This is a genomic window from Cupriavidus sp. C3SS-1, from assembly GCF_057073755.1.
Map to the genome: position 1 here is coordinate 3,280,167 of NZ_CP172699.1, position 23,750 is coordinate 3,303,916.

Below are 23,750 nucleotides of genomic sequence, written 5' to 3' on the forward strand. Positions count from 1 at the left end.
GGCTGCGTATGGCGGCAGGATCGCCGCCGCGCACACGCACGTCAAACTCTGTTCGCGCCCGATCAGCCGATCGTCATCAGGCTGGCATTGCCGCCGGCGGCTGCCGTATTGACCGACAGCGAACGCTCGATCAGCAAACGCTCCAGCGCGATATTCGGTTCACCCTGCGCCAATCCCTGCACGCTGACGATCGGACCCGGACGCGCCGCAACCTGCTCGCACACCGTGCGCAACTGGTCTGAATCGCCGTGGTGGATCACCGCGTCGAACGCCACCTCGGGCGCCATCCAGTCGGCGACGAGGCGGACGCGCGATTGTACGCCCTTGGGCAGCCGCGAAAACAGCCCGCGCGCGACAGGGTTTTCCGCCATCACGGCCTGGCTGCCGACCGCCAGGACGGCAGCCAGCTGGGTAGCCAGGTCCGATTCCTGAGCCGCCAGGCACAGCACCTGATGACGCGGCAGCAGCGAGTAGGTGTTGCGTTCCCCGGTCGGCCCCGGCAGCGTCACCGAAATGCCGGCGGCCGACGCTTCGGCAAAGCGGTCGCACACTGCGGCCAGCGCGGGCATCTCCGTCTTGGCCCAGTCCTTCAGGGCCTGCGCGGCGACTGGACGCTCCGGCGGGGCTGGCGTGGCGCCCGAGGCCTCCGCATGGCGCACGCTGCGTACCACCGCATCCTGCGGACAGACCGACAGCAGCCGATGCAGGTACAGCGGGCCGCCGGCCTTCGGGCCGGTGCCGGACAGGGACTCGCCGCCGAACGGCTGCACGCCGACCACGGCGCCGACGATATTGCGGTTCACGTAGAGGTTGCCCACCTCGGCGTGCTGCACGATCTGCGCGATGGTTTCGTCGATGCGAGTGTGGATACCCATCGTCAGGCCATAACCGGTGCCGTTGATCTGGCCGATCATGGTATCGAGCGCCGTGCGCGGGTAGCGCACCACATGCAGCACGGGGCCGAACACCTCGCGCTTGAGCTCGTCGATGCTGTCGAGTTCGATCAGCGTCGGCGGCACGAAGGTGCCGTGGCGGCAGCTCGCGCCCTGCGCGGCGTTCGGATCGGCCTGGTGCACGCGGCGGCCCTTGGCGCGCATGGCGTCGATATGGCGCACGATATTGCCGCGCGCCTCGTCGTCGATGACCGGGCCCACGTCGGTGGACAGCCGGTCCGGGTTGGCCATGGTCAGCTCGTTCATGGCGCCCTTGAGCATCTCGAGCACGCGGTCCGCCACGTCCTCCTGCAGGCACAGCACGCGCAGCGCCGAGCAGCGCTGGCCGGCCGAGTCGAACGCGGAGTTCACCACGTCGCCCACCACCTGTTCGGCGAGCGCCGAGGAGTCGACGATCATCGCGTTCTGGCCGCCGGTTTCGGCGATCAGCGGAATCGGGCGGCCTGCGGCATCGAGGCGGCCGGCGATATTGCGCTGGAGGATGCGCGCGACTTCGGTCGAGCCGGTGAACATCACGCCCTTGACGCGTGCATCGCCCACCAGCGCCGCGCCCACGGTCTCGCCACGGCCCGGCAGCAACTGCACCGCGCCGGCCGGCACGCCGGCCTCGCGCAGCAGGCGCACGGCGGCGGCGGCGATCAGCGGGGTCTGCTCGGCGGGCTTGGCCAGCACGGTGTTGCCGGCGGCCAGCGCCGCGGCCACCTGGCCGGTAAAGATCGCCAGCGGGAAGTTCCACGGGCTGATGCAGACCACCGGGCCCAGCGGGCGGTGCGTCTCGTTGTCGAAGCTGCGGCGCACTTCGGCGGCGTAGTAGCGCAGGAAGTCCACCGCCTCGCGCACTTCGGCAATGGCGTTGGAGAAGGTCTTGCCGGCCTCGCGCATGATGATGCCCATCAGCGACTGCATCTGCGCTTCCATCAGGTCGGCGGCGCGCTCCAGCGCGGCGGCGCGCACGTCGGGCGGCGTGGCCTGCCAGATCGGCGCCGCGTTGGCGGCCGCTTGCAGCGCGGCGTCGACCTCGGCCTGGCTGGCTTCGGCGACATGGCCCACCACGTCGCGGTGGTCGGCCGGGTTCAGCACCGGCGCGGCAACCGCATCGGCTGCACGCGGCACCTCGGTGCCCAGCATCGGCTCGGCCACCACGTGCTCGCTGGTGCCGGCCAGCAGCGCCGATGACAGCGACGCCAGCCGGTGTTCGTTGGCCAGGTCGATGCCGGCAGAATTGGCGCGCGACTTGCCATAGAGGCCACGCGGCGACGGGATCTTCGGATGCGGCAGGCCGAGCGTGCCCTCTTCGCGATGCATGGTCTCGACCACGGCCACCGGGTCGGCCACCAGTTCATCGAGCGAGATGGTGTCGTCGGCAATGCGGTTCACGAATGACGTGTTGGCGCCGTTCTCGAGCAGGCGGCGCACCAGGTAGGCCAGCAGCGTCTCGTGCGTGCCGACCGGCGCATAGATGCGGCACGGACGGTTGAACTTGCCGTCGGCCACCGGGCCCACGACCTGGTCGTACAGCGGCTCGCCCATCCCGTGCAGGCACTGGAATTCGTACTGGCCCGGGTAATAGCTGTGGCCGGCGATCTGGTAGATGGCCGACAGCGTGTGCGCGTTGTGTGTGGCGAACTGTGGATAAATCGCGTCCGGCACCGACAGCAGCTTGCGCGCGCAGGCCACGTAGGACACGTCGGTGTAGACCTTGCGCGTGTAGACCGGGTAGCCCTCCAGGCCTTCGACCTGGGCGCGCTTGATCTCGCTGTCCCAGTAGGCGCCCTTGACCAGGCGGATCATCAGGCGGTGGCGGCTGCGGCGGGCCAGGTCGATCAGGAAGTCGATCACGAACGGGCAGCGCTTCTGGTAGCCCTGCACCACGAAGCCGATGCCGTTCCAGCCGGCCAGCTCGGGCTCGAAGCACAGGCGCTCGAGCAGGTCCAGCGAGATTTCGAGGCGATCTGCCTCCTCGGCATCGATATTGATGCCGATGTCGTACTGGCGCGCCAGCAGCGTCAGGCTCTTCAGGCGCTCGTACAGCTCGGTGACCACGCGCTCGTGCTGGGCGCGGCTGTAGCGCGGATGCAGCGCCGACAGCTTGATCGAGATCCCCGGGCCTTCATAGATGCCGCGCCCGCGCGACGCCTGGCCGATCGCGTGGATGGCCTGCTCGTAGGACGCCAGGTAGCGCTGGGCGTCTTCTTCCGTCATCGCGGCTTCGCCGAGCATGTCGTAGGAATAGCGGAAGCCCTGCGCCTCGTACTTGCGCGCGTTGGCGAGAGCCTCGGAAATGGTTTCGCCGGTGACGAACTGCTCGCCCATCAGCCGCATGGCCATGTCCACGCCCTTGCGGATCAGCGGCTCGCCGCCCTTGCCGATGATGCGCGTGAGCGCCTTGCTCAGGCCCGACTCGGTATGCGTGGCCACCAGCTTGCCGGTCAGCAGCAGGCCCCAGGTCGCGGCGTTGACGAACAGCGACGGGCTCTGGCCCAGGTGCGACTGCCAGTTGGCGCCGCTGATCTTGTCGCGGATCAGCGCGTCGCGCGTGGGCTTGTCGGGAATACGCAGCAGCGCCTCGGCCAGGCACATCAGCGCCACGCCCTCCTGCGACGACAGCGAGAACTCCTGGATCAGGCCTTGGACCAGGCCTTCGCGGCCGGTACCGACCTTCTGCTCGCGCAGGGTCGTAGCCAGCTTCTTGGCCATCTTGATGGCAGCCTCGGCCTGCTGATGTGGCAGGCGGGCCTGTTCCAGCAGCACCGGCACGCAATCGGTCTCGGGGCGGCGATAGGCCGAGGTAATCGCTGCGCGCAGCACGGACTGAGGCTGGATGCTTTGGGCGAATTCCAGGAAAGGCTGTGGCGCGCCATCGGCATGGCCCAGATCGCCCGCATCGGTGCCGTCGGCATCGGTCGCACCGCTGGCCGTCGCCTCGTGCGGGAAGTGGCCGCGCTCGATTTGCTCCAGGTAGGTGAAGATCGCCTGCTTGATCAGCCAGTGCGGGGTGCGGTCGATGGATTGGGCGACACGCTTGAGGCGGTCGCGCGAGGCGTCGTCGAGCTTGACGCCGAGGGTGGTGGTGGCCATGCGAGCTGTTCTCCGAAAGACACAAGGCTGCGGGGGCCGATGCCGCCAAGACCCGCTTGGCCGGCATAGGGGCCCGACCTGCGCAACCTCTGGGCTGGCGCGATCTTACTCCCGAAAAACGCAAAGGTGCAACCTAGTGCAACCACTACCTCGAAAGCCGGTTGCGGCGGTTGCACCAACGGCACACGCAACAACCTTCAGATCCTCAGCGGGTCGATCTCCAACTGCCAGCGCACACCGCGCGCCGCCTCCGGGCCCACTTCGGAGAAAGTCTGCACCCACTCGCTAACAAACCGTTGCAGGACGGGTCGGGCGGTGGCCTCTACCAGCATCTGCGCCCGCTCCCGCCCGGCGATGCGGACCATCGACATCGGCACCGGGTCATGCAGTTGCACCTCTGGCGCCAGGGCATTGCCCTCAGCCAGGCGGCGGACTGCCTGCAGGAATTGCAAGGCCCGCTCCAACTCGCCATGCTCGGCGGTCAGCAACACCTGGTAGCAGAACGGGGGCAACCCGGCCTGGCGCCGCTCGCGCAACTGTCCGGCGGCGAATCCATCATAGTCATGGCGCTGCAGGGCCTGCAATGCCGCTGCGTCCGGATAGCGGGTCTGGATGATGACCTCGCCCGGCAGCCCGGCCCGCCCTGCCCGGCCGGCGACCTGCATCAGCGAGGCAAAAAGATGCTCGGCGGCGCGGAAATCGTGGCTGAACATGGCGGCGTCGGGATGGACCACGCCGACCAGCGTGACGCGCTGGAAGTCGTGCCCCTTGGCCACCATCTGGGTGCCGACCAGGATATCGACCTCGCCGGCATGGACGTCATCGAACATCGCCTGGGCGCTGCCCTTGCGACGCGTGGAGTCGGCGTCGATGCGGGCGATGCGCGCCTGGGGAAAACGCGCTGCCAGCGCTTCCTCGATGCGCTGGGTGCCCCGGCCTAGCGGAGCGATATCCATGTTGCCGCAATCGGGGCAATGGTGCGGGATCGGGGCTTCCAGGCCGCAGTGGTGGCAGCGCAGCCGCCGCTCGGGCCGGTGCAGCACCAGGTACGCCGAACAGCGCGGACAGCCGGAGAGCCAGCCGCAGCTGTCGCAAGCCAGGACCGGCGCATAGCCACGGCGGTTCAGGAACAGCAGGCTCTGCTCGCCACGCGCCAGGCGCGCCTCGATGGCTTCCAGCAGCGGCACCGACAGACCCTCGAACAGCGCGCGCTGGCGCTGCCGTTCATGGTTGAGGTCGACCAGCCGCACGGTGGGCAGCGCGGCCTCGGCCTGCGCGCGTTCGCGCAGGACCAGCTTGCGGTAAGCACCCTGCTCGGCGCGCCACCAGGTCTCCATCGACGGCGTGGCCGATCCGAGCACCACGGGAATCTCGAGCCGCTTGGCGCGCCACACCGCCAGGTCGCGCGCGGAATAGCGCAGGCCCTCCTGCTGCTTGTAGGACGTGTCGTGTTCTTCGTCCACGACAATCAGCGCGAGGTGCGGCATGGACGCCAGGATCGCCATCCGTGTGCCGAGCACGATGCGCGCCTCGCCACGATGGGCGGCCAGCCACTGCAGGCTGCGCTCCTGATCGGCCAGGCCGCTATGCAGCACGGCCAGCGGCAGGTGCGGGAACCGGGCGGCGATGCGCGACTGCAGCTGCGGCGTCAGGTTGATTTCCGGCACCAGCATCAGCACCTGCGCGTGCGGATCGCGTACCAACACCTGCGCCATGGCGTGCAGATAGACCTCGGTCTTGCCGCTGCCGGTCACACCGTGAAGCAGGAACGGCGTGAACGAGGTGGCCGCGCCTATGGCCTCGACCGCCGCGAGTTGCTCCTCGTGCAGCGGCGGCGCCACCGATGGCGCCTGAGACGGCGCCGTGGCCAGCAAGGTGCGCTCGGCGGTCAGGACCTCGACCCATCCTGCGGCGACCCATTCCGCCAGCCTGGCCGGCGCCGCGGCGCACAGCTCGCGGGCCTCGGACAGGCTCATCGGCGCCTGTGCCGTCGGGCCGCCCCCGCGATCGGCAAGCGCCTGCGCAAGCGCGCGGACCGATCTTGCGCGCACGGGCACGGCTTGCAGCATCATGGGAATGTGCGCCGGCACCGCGCGATACGCCTCGGTGCGGGCACGCAGCGCAAGGCGCGGCCAACCTTCGGGCTCGCGCAACGACGGCGGTAGCGCCGGCAGCATCACTTCACCGAGACAACGCTGGTAATAGCGCGCGGCGAATGCCGCCAGGTCGCGCCACTCCTCCGCTAGAGACGTCAACCAATCCAGCCGCGCCGATACCGGCTTGAGGCGCTCCGCCGGTACGGCGGATTCGTCAGCGCGCGCCACGGCCACCCCCACCAGGTTGCGGCGCCCGAATGGCACCACGACGAGGTCACCCGGCGACACGTCGGGACCGGCAAGATAGTCGAAGCAGTCGTCCGCGGGCGTATCGAGCGCGACGCGGACAATGCCGGCCTGGCGCGGTTCGGTGTCGGCTGACAGCATCATCGGAGGCGGTTGTGGTGCAAGGCGCGTGCACAAATACTGTGCGGAATGCGACGCAAAGTTGGCGGAGCCGGGCGCTGTGTGCGGCGCAACATCAACTTAAAGTAAAACTTCAAATGTGGCCCTAAGTCGATGATAGATGACTGCTTTTCCACTAATTCCACCGACCCTGTGGATAACTTTGTTGAAAAGTCGCATCAAGATGCCGCCAAAGCCCGAAAAACAAGGGAATCACTGGCCTGCGCCGCGGCGTTGAAAAACTTCCAATGCCTTAAAAATCAATACCTTGCAAACATCCCCCAGATGAGTTAAGGAGTAACCCGTTCTTGCACTGCGGCAAACCAATCGGTGTGCATAAGTCAAGCCTCCACAATCAACCCGTCGCATCTTTTTGGCGAATCTGGATGAAATTGTTTACTTGACAGCAGCAGCGGCGCGCCTTTCGCGACACCGACGATCCATCGCACTGAAATCGCTGCACCGCGAGGAAAGCAGGGCCGGCAGGCCAGGCGCCGACCTGTAGGGGAATGGTGGTCAGCCGCGCGCCGCGCGCAGCTGCTTGCTGTAGCGATGCACTTCATCGACCAGCACGGTCACGCTTTCCGGCGGCGTGAACTGCGAAATGCCGTGGCCCAGGTTGAATACGTGCCCATCGCTGCCGCCCGCGGCGGCGTAACTGTCCAGCACGCCACGCACCTGCTCGCGGATGGCGGCCTCCGGCGCGAACAGCACCGTGGGATCGATGTTGCCCTGCAGCGCCACGCGGCCGCCGGTGCGGCGACGGGCGTCGGCCAGGTTGACGGTCCAGTCCAGGCCGATGGCATCGGCGCCGGTCTCGGCAAGGCTTTCCAGCCACAAGCCACCACCCTTGGTGAACACGATGGCCGGAATCTGCTGCCCGTCATGCTCGCGCTTCAGGCCGGCCAGCACCTTGCGCATATAGGCCAGCGAGAACGCCTGGTACATGCCATCGGCCAGTGCGCCGCCCCAGGTGTCGAAGATCATCACGGCCTGGGCACCGGCCTCGATCTGCGCGTTCAGGTACTGGCTGACCGCCTGGGCGTTGATTTCCAGGATGCGGTGCATCAGGTCCGGGCGGCCGTACATCATGGCCTTGACCATGCGGAAGTCGTCCGAGCCACCGCCTTCGACCATGTAGCAGGCGAGCGTCCAGGGGCTGCCCGAGAAACCGATCAGCGGCACGCGCTGGCGGCCCTCCTGGACCAATGCGCGGCGAATTTCGGCCACGGCGTCGAACACGTACTGCAGCGACGACATATCGGGCACCGCCAGTTTCTGGACATCGGCTTCCGTGCGCAGCGGCCGGGCAAAGCGCGGGCCCTCGCCCTGGGCGAACGACAGGCCAAGGCCCATCGCATCGGGGACGGTGAGGATGTCGGAGAATAGGATGGCAGCGTCCAGCGGATAACGGTCCAGCGGCTGCAGCGTCACCTCGGTGGCGTAGGCGGGATTCTTGGCCAGCCCCAGGAAACTGCCGGCCCGCGCCCGCGTGGCGTTGTACTCGGGCAGGTAGCGGCCCGCCTGGCGCATCAGCCACAGCGGCGTGTATTCAGTCGGCTGCCGGCGCAATGCGCGCAGGAAAGTGTCGTTCTGCAGTGCGGTCATGGTCATCCTCGTAAGACCGCCATTCTAAGGGATGGCCACGGCGCAACGGCACTTTGCGACCGGTGCCGGAGCACCGCGGCGCTATGCCTCGTCGAACAGGCTGGCAAAGGCTTGCGCGGCGCGCTGCATCCATTCGCGGGCACGCGGCGCTTCAGACTGCAGGCGCCCGAAACCATGCGTCATGCCGCTGGCTTCGATAGTGACCACCGCGGCGTCGTGGCGGACGAGGAAATCGGCATAAGCCAGGCCGCCATCGCGCAACACGTCGTTGGCCGCCACGATGAGGGCCGTGGCCGGCGGCTGGACCGCCGGCGCCTGCGCCATCAGATGGATGCGCGGATCGGGATGCTGCGCGCCCTGCGCGAGCGCGCCGGCACCGATGAACTGAGTCCAGTACCAGGCCATTTCGTCGCGCGTCAGGCCGGGGCCATTGGCAAAGGCGCGGTAGCTTTCGGTGCTGAGCACGGGCGCGGTGACCGGGTAGATCAGCAATTGCGCCGCCACGACCTGCCGTCCGGCTTCGGCATTGACCTGCTGCGCCGCGAGCGCCGCCAGATGCCCGCCCGCGCTGTCTCCCGCGACGGCCAGGAAGCCAGTGTCGAAGCCCAGTGATGCCCGTTGAGCGGCAAACCACTGCACCGCCTGCACCGCGTCATCGCATGGTGCCGGGAACGGGTGCTCGGGCGCGAGCCGGTAGTCCACGCTGGCGACCGCACAGCCAGTATCGGCGGCAAGCATCGCGGCAATGGTGCGGTGCGTCTGGTGTGAGCCGATCACCCAGCCTCCGCCGTGGAAATAGACGATCAGCCGAGCGGCACCGGTGCCCGCCGGCCTGAACAAGCACGCCGTGAGTGTGCGGCCGTCCAACGGCAGCTCGAGGTCCGTCGAGGTGACGCCGTCGGGATCCGGCACCATCGACGAAGCCGCCACTTCGTCGAAGCGCAAGCGCCGCGCGGGCGCATCAACGGGTACGGGCAGGCCCGTGTACTGTTCGGTCTGGCGGCGGTAATAGGCGAGGAGTTGCGGATCGATGGCCATCGGCGAAACGGAAAGGGTTCGGGCAAAAGTGCGCCGCTCAGGATAGTTCGAGCTGGCGCGTCAGTTCTATCTTGCTGCAGCAGTCCTGCACGGCAAGCAGCCCCGCGGCGTGGGCTTTGGCAATGGCGTCATCGTTGACGATGCCGAGCTGCAGCCAGACTCCGCTCGCACCCATGGCAACGGCTTCAGCGATTACCGGCGGAGTATCCTCGGCTCGGCGGAAAACATCGACCCACTCGATGCGGCCGCCTTGCGCATGGATCGCGGCAGCGGCGGCCTCTAGCGACGCGTGGCAAGACTCGCCCAGAATGCGCTCGCCCGCGTGGCGCGGGTTCACCGGGACGATGCGGAAACCATGCTGCTGCAGGAACTCGGCGACTTCATGGCTCGGGCGGTCGGCACGGTCAGACAAGCCGACAATGGCAACGGTTTTCATGCCAAGCATCTTCCGAATCGCGTCCTGCATACGTGACATCATGGGCTCCGTAGTATTGCCGCGGCGAACACCGGGCTCAAAACAGGAGCAATCGTAACCGCGAACGACAGGGGACGCCGGAGACGTCGTTTGGTTCGCTATCGCACATGGAGACCGGCGCAATAAGAATACAGACAGGCACTTGGCTCACGAAAAAGTGAGGCAAAAGCTTGTCAATGTGTCCATTGCGCGTCATTTATGCCGCCCAGGCTTTCAACTTCTTGCAAAAGGATACATTTTGTTACTGCCATTGCAGGGACTTTCCCCCACAATGCATTGACACACCGACGTTTGGTGGCGTCCCGCCAAGAATCGAGAAGTCAGAACATGGGACGCTGAAGAAAGCCTTTGGCAGTGATCCCCGATTTTCCGAGCCAGCAGGCGATGCCTGCTGGCTCGGATACCAGGAAGACCCGATGGCGCGTGGCCTTGTTGGCCAATTTTGCGAACGTGATTCGCTGCGCCTTAGCTTGGTAGTTCTGGACAGAACCCGTTCCTTCGAATTGACCCCTCGAAGGGATTTTCCCGTCCGCGCGGAGCCTCCCCGGCCCGCGCGCTTTTTTTTGTCCAGAACGGATCAAGCATATCTCCAGCCCATAAAAAAGGCAGCCGCGTGGCTGCCTTTTTTTGGCTGTCGCACCGAAAAAACAACAGTGCGCCAGGTACTGCTTGTTGCTTACTTCTTACGACGCAGACGGGCGATGGCAGCCAGCTGCGCTGCGGCCATGGCGAGTTCGCTCTGAGCGCGTGCAATGTCCAGATCGCTGCTCTGGTTCTGCATCAGCTCTTCGGCGGCACGCTTGGCTTCCTGCGCCTTGGCTTCGTCCAGGTCGGTACCGCGGATGGCGGTATCGGCCAGCACGGTGACATGCTTCGGCTGCACTTCGAGAATGCCGCCGGCCACGAATACGAACTCTTCGCTGCCGTCTTCCTTCTCGATGCGCACGGCGCCCGGCTGGATGCGCGTAATCAGCGGCGTGTGGCCCGGCAGAATGCCCAGCTCACCCGACTCGCCCGGCAGCGCCACGAACTTCGCCTGGCCGGAGAAGATCGACGCTTCCGCGCTGACGACGTCTACAAGAATGGTTGCCATATGAATTCCTTTGTCCGTTCGCTTCACTTCTGACGGCAGGCCGCGCGAGGCAGCATGCCGTCACTCCCGCACCGGAGCGCGGGAGCGTCAAAGCGAGGCTTACTGGAGCTTCTTGGCCTTCTCGAAGGCTTCGTCGATCGACCCGACCATGTAGAACGCCTGCTCGGGCAGGTGATCGCACTCGCCATCCACCAGCATCTTGAAACCACGGATGGTTTCCTTCAGCGGCACGTACTTGCCCGGCGAACCCGTGAACACTTCGGCCACGTGGAACGGCTGCGACAGGAAACGCTGGATTTTACGTGCGCGGTTCACGGCCATCTTGTCTTCCGGCGACAGTTCGTCCATGCCCAGAATCGCGATGATGTCGCGCAGTTCCTTGTAGCGCTGCAGCGTCTGCTGCACGGCACGCGCGACGTTGTAGTGCTCCTGGCCAACCACTTGCGGGTCCATCTGGCGCGAGGTCGAGTCCAGCGGGTCCACTGCGGGGTAGATACCGAGCGCGGCGATGTCACGCGACAGCACCAGGGTCGAGTCCAGGTGCAGGAAGGTGGTAGCCGGCGACGGGTCGGTCAAGTCATCCGCAGGGACGTACACGGCCTGAATCGACGTGATCGAGCCGGTCTTGGTCGACGTGATCCGCTCCTGCAGCTTGCCCATTTCTTCAGCCAGCGTCGGCTGGTAGCCCACGGCGGAAGGCATACGGCCCAGCAGTGCCGACACTTCGGTACCGGCCAGCGTGTAGCGGTAGATGTTGTCGACGAAGAACAGGATGTCACGGCCTTCGTCACGGAACTTCTCGGCCATGGTCAGGCCGGAAAGTGCCACGCGCAGACGGTTGCCCGGCGGCTCGTTCATCTGGCCGAACACCATGGCGACCTTGTCGAGCACGTTCGAGTCGCTCATTTCGTGGTAGAAGTCGTTCCCTTCACGGGTACGCTCGCCCACGCCGGCAAACACCGACAGACCGCTGTGCTGCTTGGCGATGTTGTTGATGAGCTCCATCATGTTGACGGTCTTGCCCACGCCAGCACCACCGAACAGGCCAACCTTGCCGCCCTTTGCGAACGGGCAGATCAGGTCGATCACCTTGATGCCGGTTTCCAGCAGGTCGGTCGAAGGCGACAGTTCGTCGAACTTCGGTGCCTTCTGGTGAATGGCGCGGCGCTCGTCCGAAGCGATCGGGCCTGCTTCGTCGATGGGGCGACCCAGCACGTCCATGATGCGGCCCAGGGTGCCCTGACCCACCGGCACCGAGATTGGCGCGCCGGTGTTCTTCACCGGCATGCCGCGGCGCAGGCCGTCCGACGAACCGAGAGCAATGGTACGCACCACGCCGTCACCCAGCTGCTGCTGGACTTCGAACGTCAGGCCCTTCTCGGCGAACGACGTTTCGCCGCTGTCTTCCAGCACCAGCGCGTCGTACACCTTCGGCATTGCGTCGCGCGGGAACTCGATGTCCACCACGGCGCCAATGCACTGCACAATATTTCCGATACTCATTTCGTATCTCCGATAGCTTGAATTCTTGACGCCTCAGACCGCTGCTGCACCGCTGACGATCTCTGACAATTCCTTGGTGATCGCTGCTTGCCGGGTCTTGTTGTAGTCCAGCTGCAGTTCGCCGATCACGTTCTTGGCATTGTCGGATGCCGCCTTCATGGCCACCATGCGCGCCGATTGCTCGGACGCCATGTTCTCGGCCACGGCCTGGTACACCAGCGCCTCGACGTAGCGGACCAACAGCTCTTCCACCACGGTCTGCGCGTCAGGTTCGTAGATGTAGTCCCACGAGTAGGCGCGCTTCTCTTCTTCGGTCTGCGACAGCTTGTCGGCGGCGAGCGGCAGCAACTGCTCAACCATCGGTTCCTGCTTCATCGTGTTGACGAACTTGGTGTACGCCAGGTACACCGCGTCGACTTCACCATTGGTGAATGCGTCGAGCTGGACCTTGACCGCGCCGATCAGCTTTTCCAGGTGCGGGGTGTCGCCGAGCTGCACCACATTCGAGGCCACCTTGGCGCCGATGCGGCTCAGGAACTGCATGCCCTTGCTGCCGATGGCAGTGGCTTGCACATCCACGCCGCGGCCTTGCAGGCTCTTCAGCTCGTTGGTCACCGCACGCAGCACGTTCGTGTTCAGACCGCCGCACAGCCCCTTGTCGGTCGTGACCACGATCATGCCGACGCGCTTGACTTCGCGCTCCTGCATGAACGGATGCTTGAACTCGGGGTTGGCCGAAGCCAGGTGCGCCGCGATGTTACGCACTTTCTCGGCATAGGGACGGGCATTGCGCATCCGTTCCTGCGCCTTGCGCATCTTGGATGCGGCGACCATCTCCATCGCCTTGGTGATCTTGCGCGTGTTTTGCACGCTCTTGATCTTGGTTCGAATTTCTTTCGTTCCGGCCATATCTTCCTCTCCGTCCGAACCACCGCCGCGCCGGCGTTAGCCAGGCGCGGCGGCGGCATCGGGGAATTGCGCGGTTAGAACGCGGCGGACTTCTTGAAATCCTCGATCGCGGCACGCAGGGCGGGCTCATCTTCCTTCGAGAGGACCTTGGTCTCTTCGATACGGTTGATGAGGTCGGCGTACTTGGTCTTCAGATGGTCGTGCAGGCCCTTCTCGAACGGCAGAATGTCCTTCACTTCCACGTTGTCGAGGAAGCCGTTGTTGGCTGCGAACAGCGACGCGGCCAGCTGCCACACTTGCTGCGGCTGGTATTGCGCCTGCTTGAGCAGTTCGGTCACGCGGCGGCCGCGCTCCAGCTGCTTGCGGGTGGCGTCGTCCAGGTCCGAAGCGAACTGCGCGAACGCAGCCAGTTCACGGTACTGGGCCAGGTCGGTACGGATACCGCCGGACAGGTTCTTCACCACCTTGGTCTGTGCAGCACCACCCACGCGCGACACCGAGATACCGGCGTTGATGGCGGGACGGACACCGGCATTGAACAGGTCGGTTTCCAGGAAGATCTGGCCGTCGGTAATCGAGATCACGTTGGTCGGCACGAACGCGGACACGTCGCCGGCCTGCGTTTCGATGATCGGCAGTGCGGTCAGCGAACCGGTCTTGCCCTTCACGGCGCCGTTGGTGAACTTCTCGACGTAGACCTCGTTCACGCGTGCGGCACGCTCCAGCAGGCGCGAGTGCAGGTAGAACACGTCGCCCGGGTAGGCTTCGCGGCCCGGCGGGCGGCGCAGCAGCAGCGACACCTGGCGGTAGGCCCAGGCTTGCTTGGTCAGGTCGTCATAGACGATCAGCGCGTCTTCGCCGCGATCGCGGAAGTACTCGCCCATCGTGCAGCCGGCGTAGGCGGCCAGGTACTGCATGGCGGCCGAATCCGAGGCGGCGGCGGCAACGACGACGGTGTATTCCATCGCGCCGTGCTCTTCCAGCTTGCGCACCACGTTGGCGATCGTCGAAGCCTTCTGGCCGATTGCCACGTACACGCAGAAGACGCCCTTGCCCTTCTGGTTGATGATGGCGTCGACAGCCACGGCGGTCTTGCCGGTCTGGCGGTCGCCAATGATCAGCTCGCGCTGGCCACGGCCGATCGGCACCATCGCGTCGATCGACTTCAGGCCGGTCTGCACCGGCTGGCTCACCGACTGACGCGCGATCACGCCCGGCGCGACCTTTTCGATCACGTCGGTTTCCTTCGCGTTGATCGGGCCCTTGCCGTCGATCGGCTGGCCCAGCGTGTTGACCACGCGGCCCAGCAGTTCCTTGCCAACGGGCACTTCCAGAATGCGGCCGGTGCACTTGACCGTATCGCCTTCCGAAATGTGTTCGTAGTCACCCAGCACCACGGCGCCGACCGAGTCGCGCTCGAGGTTCAGCGCGAGGCCGAAGGTGTTGCCCGGGAATTCCAGCATCTCGCCCTGCATCACGCCAGACAGGCCGTGCACGCGGCAGATACCATCGGTCACGGAAATTACCGTGCCGGTGTTGCGCACTTCAGCGTCAGCGCCAAGACCCGAGATGCGGGACTTGATCAGCTCGCTGATTTCTGAGGGGTTCAGTTGCATCACAATGCTCCTAATTCTTCAATCCGACGGACGGCCGATCAGACGGCGGTCAGCGCGGTTTGCATGGCAGCCAGGCGCGCACGCACGGAGGTGTCGAGCACTTCGTCGCCGACCTTGACGCTCACGCCGCCGATCAGGGACGGGTCTACCGCCACCTTTGCGTGCAGCTTGCGGCCGAACTTGCGTTCGAGCGCAGCGATCAGGTCGTTCAGTGGTTGACCATCCAGCGGGAATGCACTGGTGATCTCGACGTCCGACGAGCCTTCGCGGGCGTTCTTGAGCGCATGGAACTGCTCGGCGATTTCCGGCATCACCGTCAGGCGGTTGTTGTCCACCAGCAGCGTGACGAAGCGTCGTGCCTCGTCATTCACCGGGGACTTCACCACCGACAGGAACAGTTCGGCCAGCTTGTTGCCGGGAACGTTCGGATCGTCGGCGAGCGCCTTCATGTCGGGGTTGGCGGCGATATGCCCCATCTCCGACACCAGCTCGGACCATGCACCCAGATTGTCGGCTTCGCTGGCGACGCGGAACAGCGCCTCAGCGTAGGGACGGGCAATGGTTGCGGTTTCGGCCATGATTAGAGCTCAGCTTTGAGTTGATTGAGCAGGTCGGTGTGGACCTGCGCGTTCACTTCGCGCTTGAGGATCTGCTCGGCACCCTTGACTGCCAGCACGGCGACCTGGTCGCGCAGGTCTTCACGTGCGCGGGTCACTTGCTGCTCTGCCTCGGCCTTGGCCTGGGCGATGATGCGTGCGGCTTCCGCCTGGGCGTTTTGCTTGATCTCGTCCGCCGTCAGCTGGGCGCGCTTCTCGGCGTCAGCGACGCGTTGAGCACCCTCGGTGCGGGCTTCGGCCATAGCCTGGTCCACACGCTTGTTGGCGAGTTCAAGCTCGGCCTTGCCCTTCTCGGCAGCGGCGAGGCCATCGGCGATCTTCTTTGCGCGTTCGTCGAGCGCCTTCACCAGCGGCGGCCAAATAAATTTGGCAACAACCCACCACAGGATGAAGAACACGACCATCTGCGCAAAAAACGTTGCGTTCAGATTCATGGTGTGTTCCTTTCGGTAATCAAACTACAGATAAATGCACAAAAGGCGGCGAGGCTGATGGCCTGCGCCGCCCGTCAGCATCATGCAGACCGAAAAGAAATTACTGAATGACAGCCAGCAGCGGGTTGGCGAAGGCGAACAGCATTGCAACACCCACGCCGATCAGGAATGCCGCGTCGATCAGGCCAGCCAGCAGGAACATCTTGGTTTGCAGCGGGTTCATCAGTTCAGGCTGACGTGCGCACGCTTCGATGTACTTGCCACCCATCAGGGCGATACCCAGGCAGGCGCCGATAGCGCCCAGACCGATGATGATGCCGATACCGATGGCGGTCAGACCCTGGATGTTGGCGAGAAATGCTTGCATGATGACTCCTTTAATTTAGAGAGACTTAGAACCAAAAAACCAAAAAACCAAAAACCTAAAATCTTTGCCGATCAGTGATGATCGTGAGCCTGGCCGATGTACACCAGCGTCAGCATCATGAAAATGAATGCCTGGAGCAGGACGATCAGGATGTGGAAGATCGCCCAGACCGTGCCGGCAACGACGTGGCCGACGAAGCCCAGCGCCGACAGGTCGGCACCGAACGTCCAGATGGAACCCAGCAGCGCGATCAGCAGGAACACCAGTTCGCCGGCGTACATGTTGCCGAACAACCGCATGCCCAGCGACACGGCCTTGGCCAGGAATTCGATGATGTTCAGGATCAGGTTGAACGGAGCCAGGTACCACTTGGCGCCGAACGGGGCCGAGAACAGTTCGTGCATGAAGCCGCCCGTGCCCTTGATCTTGAAGCTGTAATAGATCATCAGCACCAGCACCGAGCACGACATGCCCAGCGTACCGTTCAGGTCAGCCGTGGCCACTGCGCGGTGGTGCGGAAGGTGGATGTGGAAAATGCCCAGGAAGTTGTTCAGGCCGGTGACCCAGTCGACCGGAATCAGGTCGATCGCGTTCATCATGGTGATCCAGCAGAACACCATCAGCGCCAGCGGAGCAATCCACGAACGATCGCCGTGAATGATGCCCTTGGCCTGGTCATCGACCATCTCGACGATCATCTCGACGAAGGCCTGGAAGCGGCCCGGCACGCCAGCATGAACGCGACGCGCGGCGATCAGCAGGAAGATCACGGCGATGGCGCCGCACAGCACGGACCAGAACACCGTGTCATAGTTGAGCACGGAGAAATCGACCACCGACGCCTGCTTGCCGCCGACCGAATTCAAGTTCTGCAAGTGTTCGGCGATATAGCCGGAGGGTGTCAGCGCGTGTTCGGCGCCTTGGATAGCTTCTGACATGTCGAAACGAACGGTATATTGCGAAATCGTTGAGCCGGCACCCTCGCATTGGCGGGCAGCCGGTACGCGTCTTGCATTGCCTTCGGCCATCGTGGCCGGTCACCGCCATGCAAGCGGGTCATACTTTCTTGGCCCACGGTTTCACCGCTGTGAAACCCTGCACCGGACATCTTGATATTCCGTTTTGGTGCCCCAACTCTGCGTGAAGCACACACTTCGTGCGGCTGGCCGGCAGTATTACCGAAGCGCCATGGCCACCACCCAATACGTCTTGAGCGCAAGCAGGAACGTGACAAGCATCGGCACCCAGCGCAGATCGCGGTACAGCACCACCACCAGCACGAACAGCGCGACGGTGGCGAACACCTTGATCGCCTCGCCCATCACCAGCCCGCCGACCGAGGCCCGCTCGCGCGACATCCACAGCCGCAACGCAAAGAATCCGCTCGGGATGAAACACACGGCGCCACCGAACAACGCAGACCAGCCATACGGCCCTGCCTGCTTGCCGAACAGCGCCCAGCACAATGCCGACAGCAGGGTCACAATCACCTGCGCCAGGACGATCTTGCCGGGTGTCATGCGCGAGGGGCGCAACGCGCGTTCGCCGAACAGCGTTACCGCGTCGTCGTGTGACAGCGGATCGACAGCTTCTTCTTCCCGTTCTGCGTCAAAATCCCAATCATCACTGCGGGGGTTTACCTGACGCGAATCGTTTTGCTGCTGTCGGTCTCTTACCACTACCTGCCTGCCTCATCCGGGCCGGAACTTTTCGGCCCGACCAGAATTCAAACCGCGCAATTTTAAGGGGAAATACTGAGTCGCGTCAATGTGCTTACAGTTCGCTTGCAGTGGCAAACTGCACAACGGTTGCTATCACGATTGCATGATGGCTTCGTTGAAATTGCGCAGCAACGACGCTTGACGTAATTGGATTGCGCAACTGGCGTGACGCATGATGGAGGATTCACGACTGTCCGGCGCATTAACCGAACATCGGATAGTTAACTGCTGCGTGAATGCAACAGTGAGTCTTTAAGTGGCCGTTTATCGCGCAGCTTTTCAGGCTACGCGTTTGCTTTCGTCTTCATCACGCAGGCGCGCGAGCACGCCATCCAGCGCTTCGTTGTTGGTGAAGTGAATGGTGAGCTGGCCCTTGCCCCGCACGCCGAGCTTGATCTGCACTGCCAGTCCCAGCGCATCGGACAATTCTTCTTCAAGCCGCGCCACATCGCGCGTGCCGTTGCCGGTCTTGTGCTTGAGCGACTTCAGTTCGAACGGCTTGAGCGTGGACGCGACCAGCTTCTCGGTCTCACGCACCGACAGCCGCTTGTTGATGACCTGGTTGGCCAGCGTGATCTGGTTGGCCCCATCGACGGCCAGCAGCGCGCGTGCGTGTCCCATGTCAAGATCGCCCGCCATCAGCATGGTCTGTACCGGTGCGGCCAGGTTCAGCAGGCGCAGCAGGTTGGATACCGCGCTGCGCGAGCGCCCTACCGACTCCGCTGCCTGTTCATGCGTAAAGCGGAATTCGCGGATCAGGCGCATGATGCCTTGCGCTTCTTCCAGCGGATTCAAATCTTCGCGCTGGATGTTCTCGATCAGCGCCATCGCCGCGGCGGCTTCGTCGGCGACGTCCTTCACCAGCACCGGCACCTTGTCGAGTCCCGCGATGCGCGATGCCCGGAAGCGGCGCTCGCCCGCAATGATCTCGTAGCGATCCGGCTCGGCCACGCGCCGCACCAGGATCGGCTGCATCAGGCCTTGCGCGCGGATGCTGGCGGCCAACTCCTGCAATGCGCCCTCGTCCATGCGCGTGCGCGGCTGGTACTTGCCCGGTTGAAGCTGGTCCAGGCGCAGCACGGAGGGCGCGCCCTCCTGCTTCGCGGTCTCGACGATCTCGGCCGGACCTCCCAGCAGCGCTTCGAGGCCGCGGCCCAGTCCCTTCTTCTTCACGGTGCTCATGGTCACTGTCCTTGCATGGCGGTGGCAGCTTCCGGCGCCGACAGCTGCCTGACACGGGCGATCATCTCGGCGCCGAAGTCGAGATAAGCCTTGGCACCCTTCGACGACGGATCGAAGGCAACACCCGGCATGCCATAAGACGGCGCTTCGGCCAGGCGTACATTGCGCGGGATCAGGGTCTTGAAGACCTTGTCGCCAAAATGCGATTCGAGCTGTGCCGACACCTGCTGCTGCAGCGTCACGCGCGGATCGAACATGACGCGCAGCAGGCCGATCACCTTCAGCTCCCGGTTCAGGTTCGCATGCACCTGCTTGATGGTGTTGACCAGGTCGGACAAGCCTTCGAGCGCGAAGTACTCGCACTGCATCGGCACGATGACCCCATGCGCCGCGCACAGGCCGTTCAGCGTCAGCAGCGACAACGACGGCGGGCAGTCGATCAGCACGAAGTCATATTCATCGTCGACCTCGGCAATGGCCTGCTTGAGCCGGCGCTCGCGCTGGTCCAGCTCCACAAGTTCGACTTCCGCGCCGGCCAGCTCGCGATTGGCCGGCAGCACGTCGTACTTGCCGGTTTCCGAACGCTGGCGCGCCTGCGCTACGGAAGCCAGTCCGACCAGCACCTGGTACACGCTGTGTTCCAGCGACTGCTTGTCGATGCCCGAGCCCATCGAGGCATTGCCCTGCGGATCCAGGTCGACCAGCAGCACGCGCTGGCCCTGCGCAGCCAGTCCCGCGGCAAGGTTCACCGTCGTGGTGGTCTTGCCCACCCCGCCCTTCTGGTTCGCGATCACGAATACCTTGGCCATATGCTTCTGAGGTTCCCGATTGAATTCTTCATCCGGCCGCGGCCCGCTGGCCTCGTCCGGTTCGCGGCGCGAACGCCGTCAATATCATTTGCGCGACAACAGCACCAGGTGGCGCTCGGCATCCAGCCCGGGCACTGTCAGTCTTCGCACGTCCTCCAACTGCCACGTCGCCATCAGGCCAGCCGCTTCCATGCGGTCCAGTTCGGCCTGTGGATACACGCCCTTCATCGCGATCATCCGGCCTTCCGGCGCCAGCAGATGGCCGGACAGGGTGACAAAGTCCGTCAGCTCGGCGAATGCACGTGATGTAATTACCGCAAATTTATCCGCATCTTCCAGCTTCTCGACCGGGCCCCAGTGTGCCGCCGCATTCGGCAGGCTCAGCTGGGCACGGCATTGTGTCAGGAAGGCGGTTTTCTTCTGCACGATGTCGACCATCAGCACGGAGACATCCGGGCAGGAAATTGCCAGCGGCAGGCCAGGCATGCCGCCGCCCGAGCCCACGTCGAGCACCCTGCCCCGCGCCGCCCCTGCTACCGCCGGCGCGCGTGCGGCATGCGCGAGCGCCGGGATAGCCGCGAGCGAATCCAGAAGATGATGCGTCAGCATTTCATCGGGATGGCGGATCGCGGTGAGGTTGTAGACGCCGTTCCACTTGCGCAGCAGGGCGAGGTAGGCGAACAGCGTCTCGATGCGCTCCGGCGGCAAGTCCAGGCCGATCTCATTCAGGCCGGCCTCCAGGCGACGACGCTGGGCCGCGTCGTCGATCACGGTATGTCGTTGGCCCGCCACTCAGGCAGCCTCTTGCGAGTTGCTGGAACGGGTGCGCCCCAGCCCCTTCTTTTTCAGGTGTACCAACAGCAGCGAGATCGCCGCCGGGGTCACACCCGAAATACGCGAGGCCTGTCCCAGCGTTTCGGGCCGGTGCTGGTTCAGCTTCTGGCTGACCTCGAAGCCCAGTCCGCGCACTTCGGTGTAGTCCAGCCCTTCGGGCAAACGTGTCGACTCGTTGGCTTCGAGCTTGTCCACTTCCGCCGCCTGGCGGGTGATATAGCCGTGGTACTTGATGCCGATCTCGATCTGTTCGCGGATCTGGTCCACCAGCAGCGGGTCTGCATCAAGCGGCGCCTCGGGTGCGTGGCGACCACCCTGCAACGCCATCAGGCTGTCGTAGCGGACTTCCGGGCGGCGCAGCAGATCGGCGAGGCTGTACTCGCGCTCGATGGGCTTGCCCAGCAGTGGCACGGCATCTTCCGCCGGGAGGATGGTGGGATTGACCCACGTGCTCTTTAGTCGCTCTGTTTCACGTGAAACAGCATCGCGCTTGCGGTTGAACGCGTCCCAGCGGGCGTCATCGACCACGCCGATTTCGCGGCCGATCTCGGTCAGGCGCATATCGGCGTTGTCTTCGCGCAAGCTCAGGCGGAATTCGGCACGGCTGGTGAACATGCGGTACGGCTCGGTCACGCCGCGCGTGATCAGGTCATCGACCAGCACGCCCAGGTAGGCCTGGTCGCGGCGCGGCGTCCAGGCATCGCGCTCGCGCACATAGCAGCCAGCGTTGATGCCCGCGAGCAGGCCCTGCGCGGCGGCCTCTTCATAGCCGGTCGTCCCATTGATCTGTCCGGCAAAAAACAGCCCCCCGATCGCCTTGCTTTCCAGCGAAGCCTTGAGCGCACGCGGATCGAAGTAGTCGTATTCGATGGCGTAGCCGGGGCGCATGATGTGCGCGTTTTCCAGGCCACGGATCGAATGCACCAACTCAAGCTGCACGTCGAAAGGCAGGCTTGTGGAGATGCCGTTCGGGTAGAACTCGTTGGTGGTCAGGCCTTCCGGTTCCAGGAAGATCTGGTGGCTGTCCTTGCTGGCAAACCGATGGATCTTGTCCTCGATGCTCGGGCAGTAACGCGGCCCTACCCCTTCGATCACGCCGGTGTACATCGGCGAACGGTCGAGCCCACCACGGATGATGTCGTGGGTACGGCTATTAGTGTGGCTGATCCAGCACGGAAGCTGCTGCGGATGGTGCTCCGGGCGGCCCAGGAACGAGAACACCGGCACCGGGTCGAGGTCGCCCGGCTGTTCTTCCATCACCGAAAAATCGATGGTGCGGCCGTCGATACGCGGCGGCGTGCCGGTCTTCAGGCGGCCCTGCGGCAGCTTCAGCTCCTTGAGCCGGGCCGACAACGATACCGATGCGGGATCGCCTGCACGACCACCCGTATAGTTATCCAGCCCCACGTGGATCTTGCCGTCCAGGAAGGTGCCGGCCGTCAGCACTACCGCGCGGGCGCGGAAAGCGATGCCAACTTGCGTCACTGCACCGACAACCCGATCCCCTTCCACCAGCAGGTCGTCCACGGCCTGCTGGAACAGCATCAGGTTCGGCTGGTTTTCCAGCCGGGTGCGGATGGCCTTGCGGTACAGCACGCGGTCTGCCTGGGCACGCGTCGCCCGTACAGCCGGGCCCTTGCTGGAATTGAGAATGCGGAACTGGATCCCCGACTCGTCCGTTGCAGCGGCCATGGCGCCACCCATCGCGTCCACTTCCTTGACCAGATGACCTTTGCCAATGCCGCCGATCGACGGATTGCAGCTCATCTGCCCCAGCGTTTCGATGTTATGGGTCAGCAGGAGTGTCTGGCAGCCCATCCGGGCAGCGGCCAGGGCAGCTTCCGTGCCGGCGTGACCACCACCGACGACGATGACATCGAATTCTTTTGGGTAAAGCATGGGACACCTCCTCCGGGAGGCTGACGGGAACAATCGGGATGTCGAATTATAGCGGCAATCGCCTCACGGCTTTTTGAGGGTTACAGTGTTTCACGTGAAACATGGTGTGGAGATTACACGGCTGTTTCACGTGGAACACAGTGGGCGAAGGCTTATGGTTGGCGCCCGACCCTTTCCCTGGCTCCAAACAAAAAGGCCGAACCCAAAAAGGTCCGGCCCACGTGTTCCACGTGAAACAAACTCAGATCTGCTGCCTCACGTAAGCAGCAACCCGCTGCGTCAGCGAAGCGAGATCCCGCTGCAGCGTACCAAATCCCTCGTTCCGCTCCCGGGTTCGCTCATCCATATAAAGCGGACGCCGGATCTCGATCTGGAGGCTATTACGCCGTTCAGCGGGGCGCCCGATCTGCGCGATCAGCTGCACGCCCTTGTACGGGTCATTGCGCGCGACGGTGTACCCCATCTCCCGCAATTCCCCCTCCACCAGATCCACCAGCCCCGGCTCGCACGTGCTGCCGTCCCGATCCCCGAGCACGAAATCCGCTAGCGGGTGCGCGCTCTGGATCCCGAGCCGCTCATAGGCGTTGTTCGGCATGGAGTGCAGGTTCAGGTGCCAGACCCCACCGAAGCGCCGGTAGGCGCCCTCCACTGCCGCAGACAGGGCAGCATGGTACGGCCGGTAATAGCCGTCGATACGCGCCTGCACTTCGGCCACGGACAGCTTGCGGTCATAGATCGGCGTGGCGGCATCCATGTTTCGCCAGATCAGCCCGAATCCCAGCCGGGTCTTCACCCCCGGTGCCAGCGGCGTAGGCCAGGGGCCATCCAGCAGTTCCGGATCGATGTCGTCCAGCATCCGGTTCGGGTCAATGTAGACGCGGGGAAAGGTCGCTGCGAGCAGCGTGCCGCCGACGGCAGGCACGCTGTCCCATAGTGCATCGATGTGTGTATCCTCGCCGCCGCGCAAGCGCCCGGCCGGTACCGCGGCGCCGAAGTCCGTCGGATACACCGTGCCGCTATGCGGCGAATCGCACACCAGCGGCAAGGCATCCACTTCGGGCAGCGCCAGCGTGAACGGCGCCCCGGCCATGGCTTTGACAGCTTCGCTCATAC

19 protein-coding genes are annotated in these 23,750 nt (G+C 64.4%); all 19 read right to left on the minus strand.

From position 1 onward, the window contains the following. Positions 1 to 62 precede the first annotated feature (62 nt). Positions 63 to 4,031 (minus strand): trifunctional transcriptional regulator/proline dehydrogenase/L-glutamate gamma-semialdehyde dehydrogenase, encoded by a 3,969-nt coding sequence (gene putA / locus ACIGJC_RS15365; protein ID WP_483709825.1) that lies wholly within the window; start codon positions 4,029 to 4,031, stop codon positions 63 to 65. A gap of 197 nt (positions 4,032 to 4,228) precedes the next feature. Further along, the gene (locus ACIGJC_RS15370) at positions 4,229 to 6,517 is read right to left on the minus strand and encodes a primosomal protein N' (protein ID WP_483709826.1); all 2,289 of its coding nucleotides are present in this window, start codon (positions 6,515 to 6,517) and stop codon (positions 4,229 to 4,231) included. Positions 6,518 to 7,048: 531 nt separating this feature from the next. Further along, positions 7,049 to 8,146 (minus strand): uroporphyrinogen decarboxylase, encoded by a 1,098-nt coding sequence (gene hemE, locus ACIGJC_RS15375; protein WP_483709827.1) that lies wholly within the window; start codon positions 8,144 to 8,146, stop codon positions 7,049 to 7,051. 75 nt (positions 8,147 to 8,221) lie between these two features. Beyond that, positions 8,222 to 9,178, minus strand: a complete 957-nt coding sequence (locus ACIGJC_RS15380) for an alpha/beta hydrolase (RefSeq protein ID WP_483709829.1) — start codon at positions 9,176 to 9,178, stop codon at positions 8,222 to 8,224. Positions 9,179 to 9,215: 37 nt separating this feature from the next. Further along, positions 9,216 to 9,656 carry a CoA-binding protein gene (locus ACIGJC_RS15385; RefSeq protein ID WP_483709830.1) on the minus strand — a complete coding sequence of 147 codons (441 nt, stop codon included), beginning with the start codon at positions 9,654 to 9,656 and terminating at the stop codon, positions 9,216 to 9,218. Between the two features lie 673 nt (positions 9,657 to 10,329). Then, a complete protein-coding gene (locus ACIGJC_RS15390; RefSeq protein ID WP_483709831.1) occupies positions 10,330 to 10,746 on the minus strand; it encodes a F0F1 ATP synthase subunit epsilon in 417 nt (138 codons plus the stop codon). A gap of 99 nt (positions 10,747 to 10,845) precedes the next feature. Further along, on the minus strand, positions 10,846 to 12,249 hold the full coding sequence (atpD, locus tag ACIGJC_RS15395; RefSeq protein WP_483709832.1) for a F0F1 ATP synthase subunit beta: 1,404 nt from the start codon (positions 12,247 to 12,249) through the stop codon (positions 10,846 to 10,848). Positions 12,250 to 12,282: 33 nt separating this feature from the next. Further along, a complete protein-coding gene (atpG, locus tag ACIGJC_RS15400) occupies positions 12,283 to 13,158 on the minus strand; it encodes a F0F1 ATP synthase subunit gamma (protein WP_483709834.1) in 876 nt (291 codons plus the stop codon). A gap of 74 nt (positions 13,159 to 13,232) precedes the next feature. Then, positions 13,233 to 14,774, minus strand: a complete 1,542-nt coding sequence (gene atpA / locus ACIGJC_RS15405) for a F0F1 ATP synthase subunit alpha (RefSeq protein ID WP_483709835.1) — start codon at positions 14,772 to 14,774, stop codon at positions 13,233 to 13,235. A gap of 38 nt (positions 14,775 to 14,812) precedes the next feature. Further along, entirely contained in the window at positions 14,813 to 15,352 is a 540-nt protein-coding gene (locus ACIGJC_RS15410) for a F0F1 ATP synthase subunit delta (protein WP_483709836.1), read from the minus strand. A gap of 2 nt (positions 15,353 to 15,354) precedes the next feature. Then, positions 15,355 to 15,825, minus strand: coding sequence for a F0F1 ATP synthase subunit B (locus ACIGJC_RS15415; RefSeq protein ID WP_483709837.1), 471 nt, complete (start codon positions 15,823 to 15,825; stop codon positions 15,355 to 15,357). A gap of 100 nt (positions 15,826 to 15,925) precedes the next feature. Next, positions 15,926 to 16,192 carry a F0F1 ATP synthase subunit C gene (gene atpE, locus ACIGJC_RS15420; RefSeq protein WP_011299478.1) on the minus strand — a complete coding sequence of 89 codons (267 nt, stop codon included), beginning with the start codon at positions 16,190 to 16,192 and terminating at the stop codon, positions 15,926 to 15,928. Between the two features lie 71 nt (positions 16,193 to 16,263). Then, entirely contained in the window at positions 16,264 to 17,130 is an 867-nt protein-coding gene (gene atpB, locus ACIGJC_RS15425; RefSeq protein WP_483709838.1) for a F0F1 ATP synthase subunit A, read from the minus strand. Positions 17,131 to 17,367: 237 nt separating this feature from the next. After that, a complete protein-coding gene (locus ACIGJC_RS15430) occupies positions 17,368 to 17,871 on the minus strand; it encodes an ATP synthase subunit I (protein WP_483709839.1) in 504 nt (167 codons plus the stop codon). A gap of 321 nt (positions 17,872 to 18,192) precedes the next feature. Continuing rightward, positions 18,193 to 19,095, minus strand: coding sequence for a ParB/RepB/Spo0J family partition protein (locus tag ACIGJC_RS15435; protein ID WP_483709841.1), 903 nt, complete (start codon positions 19,093 to 19,095; stop codon positions 18,193 to 18,195). A 2-nt stretch (positions 19,096 to 19,097) separates the two neighbouring features. Further along, positions 19,098 to 19,904 carry a ParA family protein gene (locus ACIGJC_RS15440; protein WP_483709843.1) on the minus strand — a complete coding sequence of 269 codons (807 nt, stop codon included), beginning with the start codon at positions 19,902 to 19,904 and terminating at the stop codon, positions 19,098 to 19,100. Positions 19,905 to 19,988: 84 nt separating this feature from the next. Beyond that, entirely contained in the window at positions 19,989 to 20,675 is a 687-nt protein-coding gene (gene rsmG / locus ACIGJC_RS15445; RefSeq protein WP_483709844.1) for a 16S rRNA (guanine(527)-N(7))-methyltransferase RsmG, read from the minus strand. Between the two features lie 21 nt (positions 20,676 to 20,696). Then, positions 20,697 to 22,637: a tRNA uridine-5-carboxymethylaminomethyl(34) synthesis enzyme MnmG gene (mnmG, locus tag ACIGJC_RS15450; RefSeq protein WP_483709846.1), complete on the minus strand. Its 1,941-nt coding sequence runs from the start codon at positions 22,635 to 22,637 to the stop codon at positions 20,697 to 20,699. A 241-nt stretch (positions 22,638 to 22,878) separates the two neighbouring features. Then, positions 22,879 to 23,748, minus strand: coding sequence for an N-formylglutamate amidohydrolase (locus tag ACIGJC_RS15455; RefSeq protein ID WP_483709848.1), 870 nt, complete (start codon positions 23,746 to 23,748; stop codon positions 22,879 to 22,881). Positions 23,749 to 23,750: the final 2 nt, after the last annotated feature.

What these genes read in the sequence shown, in the direction of transcription:
- putA (WP_483709825.1), bottom strand. Translation starts at nt 4,031, where the DNA reads ATGGCCACCACCACCCTCGGCGTCAAGCTCGACGACGCCTCGCGCGAC.
- ACIGJC_RS15370 (WP_483709826.1), bottom strand. Translation starts at nt 6,517, where the DNA reads ATGATGCTGTCAGCCGACACCGAACCGCGCCAGGCCGGCATTGTCCGC.
- hemE (WP_483709827.1), bottom strand. Translation starts at nt 8,146, where the DNA reads ATGACCATGACCGCACTGCAGAACGACACTTTCCTGCGCGCATTGCGC.
- ACIGJC_RS15380 (WP_483709829.1), bottom strand. Translation starts at nt 9,178, where the DNA reads ATGGCCATCGATCCGCAACTCCTCGCCTATTACCGCCGCCAGACCGAA.
- ACIGJC_RS15385 (WP_483709830.1), bottom strand. Translation starts at nt 9,656, where the DNA reads ATGATGTCACGTATGCAGGACGCGATTCGGAAGATGCTTGGCATGAAA.
- ACIGJC_RS15390 (WP_483709831.1), bottom strand. Translation starts at nt 10,746, where the DNA reads ATGGCAACCATTCTTGTAGACGTCGTCAGCGCGGAAGCGTCGATCTTC.
- atpD (WP_483709832.1), bottom strand. Translation starts at nt 12,249, where the DNA reads ATGAGTATCGGAAATATTGTGCAGTGCATTGGCGCCGTGGTGGACATC.
- atpG (WP_483709834.1), bottom strand. Translation starts at nt 13,158, where the DNA reads ATGGCCGGAACGAAAGAAATTCGAACCAAGATCAAGAGCGTGCAAAAC.
- atpA (WP_483709835.1), bottom strand. Translation starts at nt 14,774, where the DNA reads ATGCAACTGAACCCCTCAGAAATCAGCGAGCTGATCAAGTCCCGCATC.
- ACIGJC_RS15410 (WP_483709836.1), bottom strand. Translation starts at nt 15,352, where the DNA reads ATGGCCGAAACCGCAACCATTGCCCGTCCCTACGCTGAGGCGCTGTTC.
- ACIGJC_RS15415 (WP_483709837.1), bottom strand. Translation starts at nt 15,825, where the DNA reads ATGAATCTGAACGCAACGTTTTTTGCGCAGATGGTCGTGTTCTTCATC.
- atpE (WP_011299478.1), bottom strand. Translation starts at nt 16,192, where the DNA reads ATGCAAGCATTTCTCGCCAACATCCAGGGTCTGACCGCCATCGGTATC.
- atpB (WP_483709838.1), bottom strand. Translation starts at nt 17,130, where the DNA reads ATGTCAGAAGCTATCCAAGGCGCCGAACACGCGCTGACACCCTCCGGC.
- ACIGJC_RS15435 (WP_483709841.1), bottom strand. Translation starts at nt 19,095, where the DNA reads ATGAGCACCGTGAAGAAGAAGGGACTGGGCCGCGGCCTCGAAGCGCTG.
- ACIGJC_RS15440 (WP_483709843.1), bottom strand. Translation starts at nt 19,904, where the DNA reads ATGGCCAAGGTATTCGTGATCGCGAACCAGAAGGGCGGGGTGGGCAAG.
- mnmG (WP_483709846.1), bottom strand. Translation starts at nt 22,637, where the DNA reads ATGCTTTACCCAAAAGAATTCGATGTCATCGTCGTCGGTGGTGGTCAC.
- ACIGJC_RS15455 (WP_483709848.1), bottom strand. Translation starts at nt 23,748, where the DNA reads ATGAGCGAAGCTGTCAAAGCCATGGCCGGGGCGCCGTTCACGCTGGCG.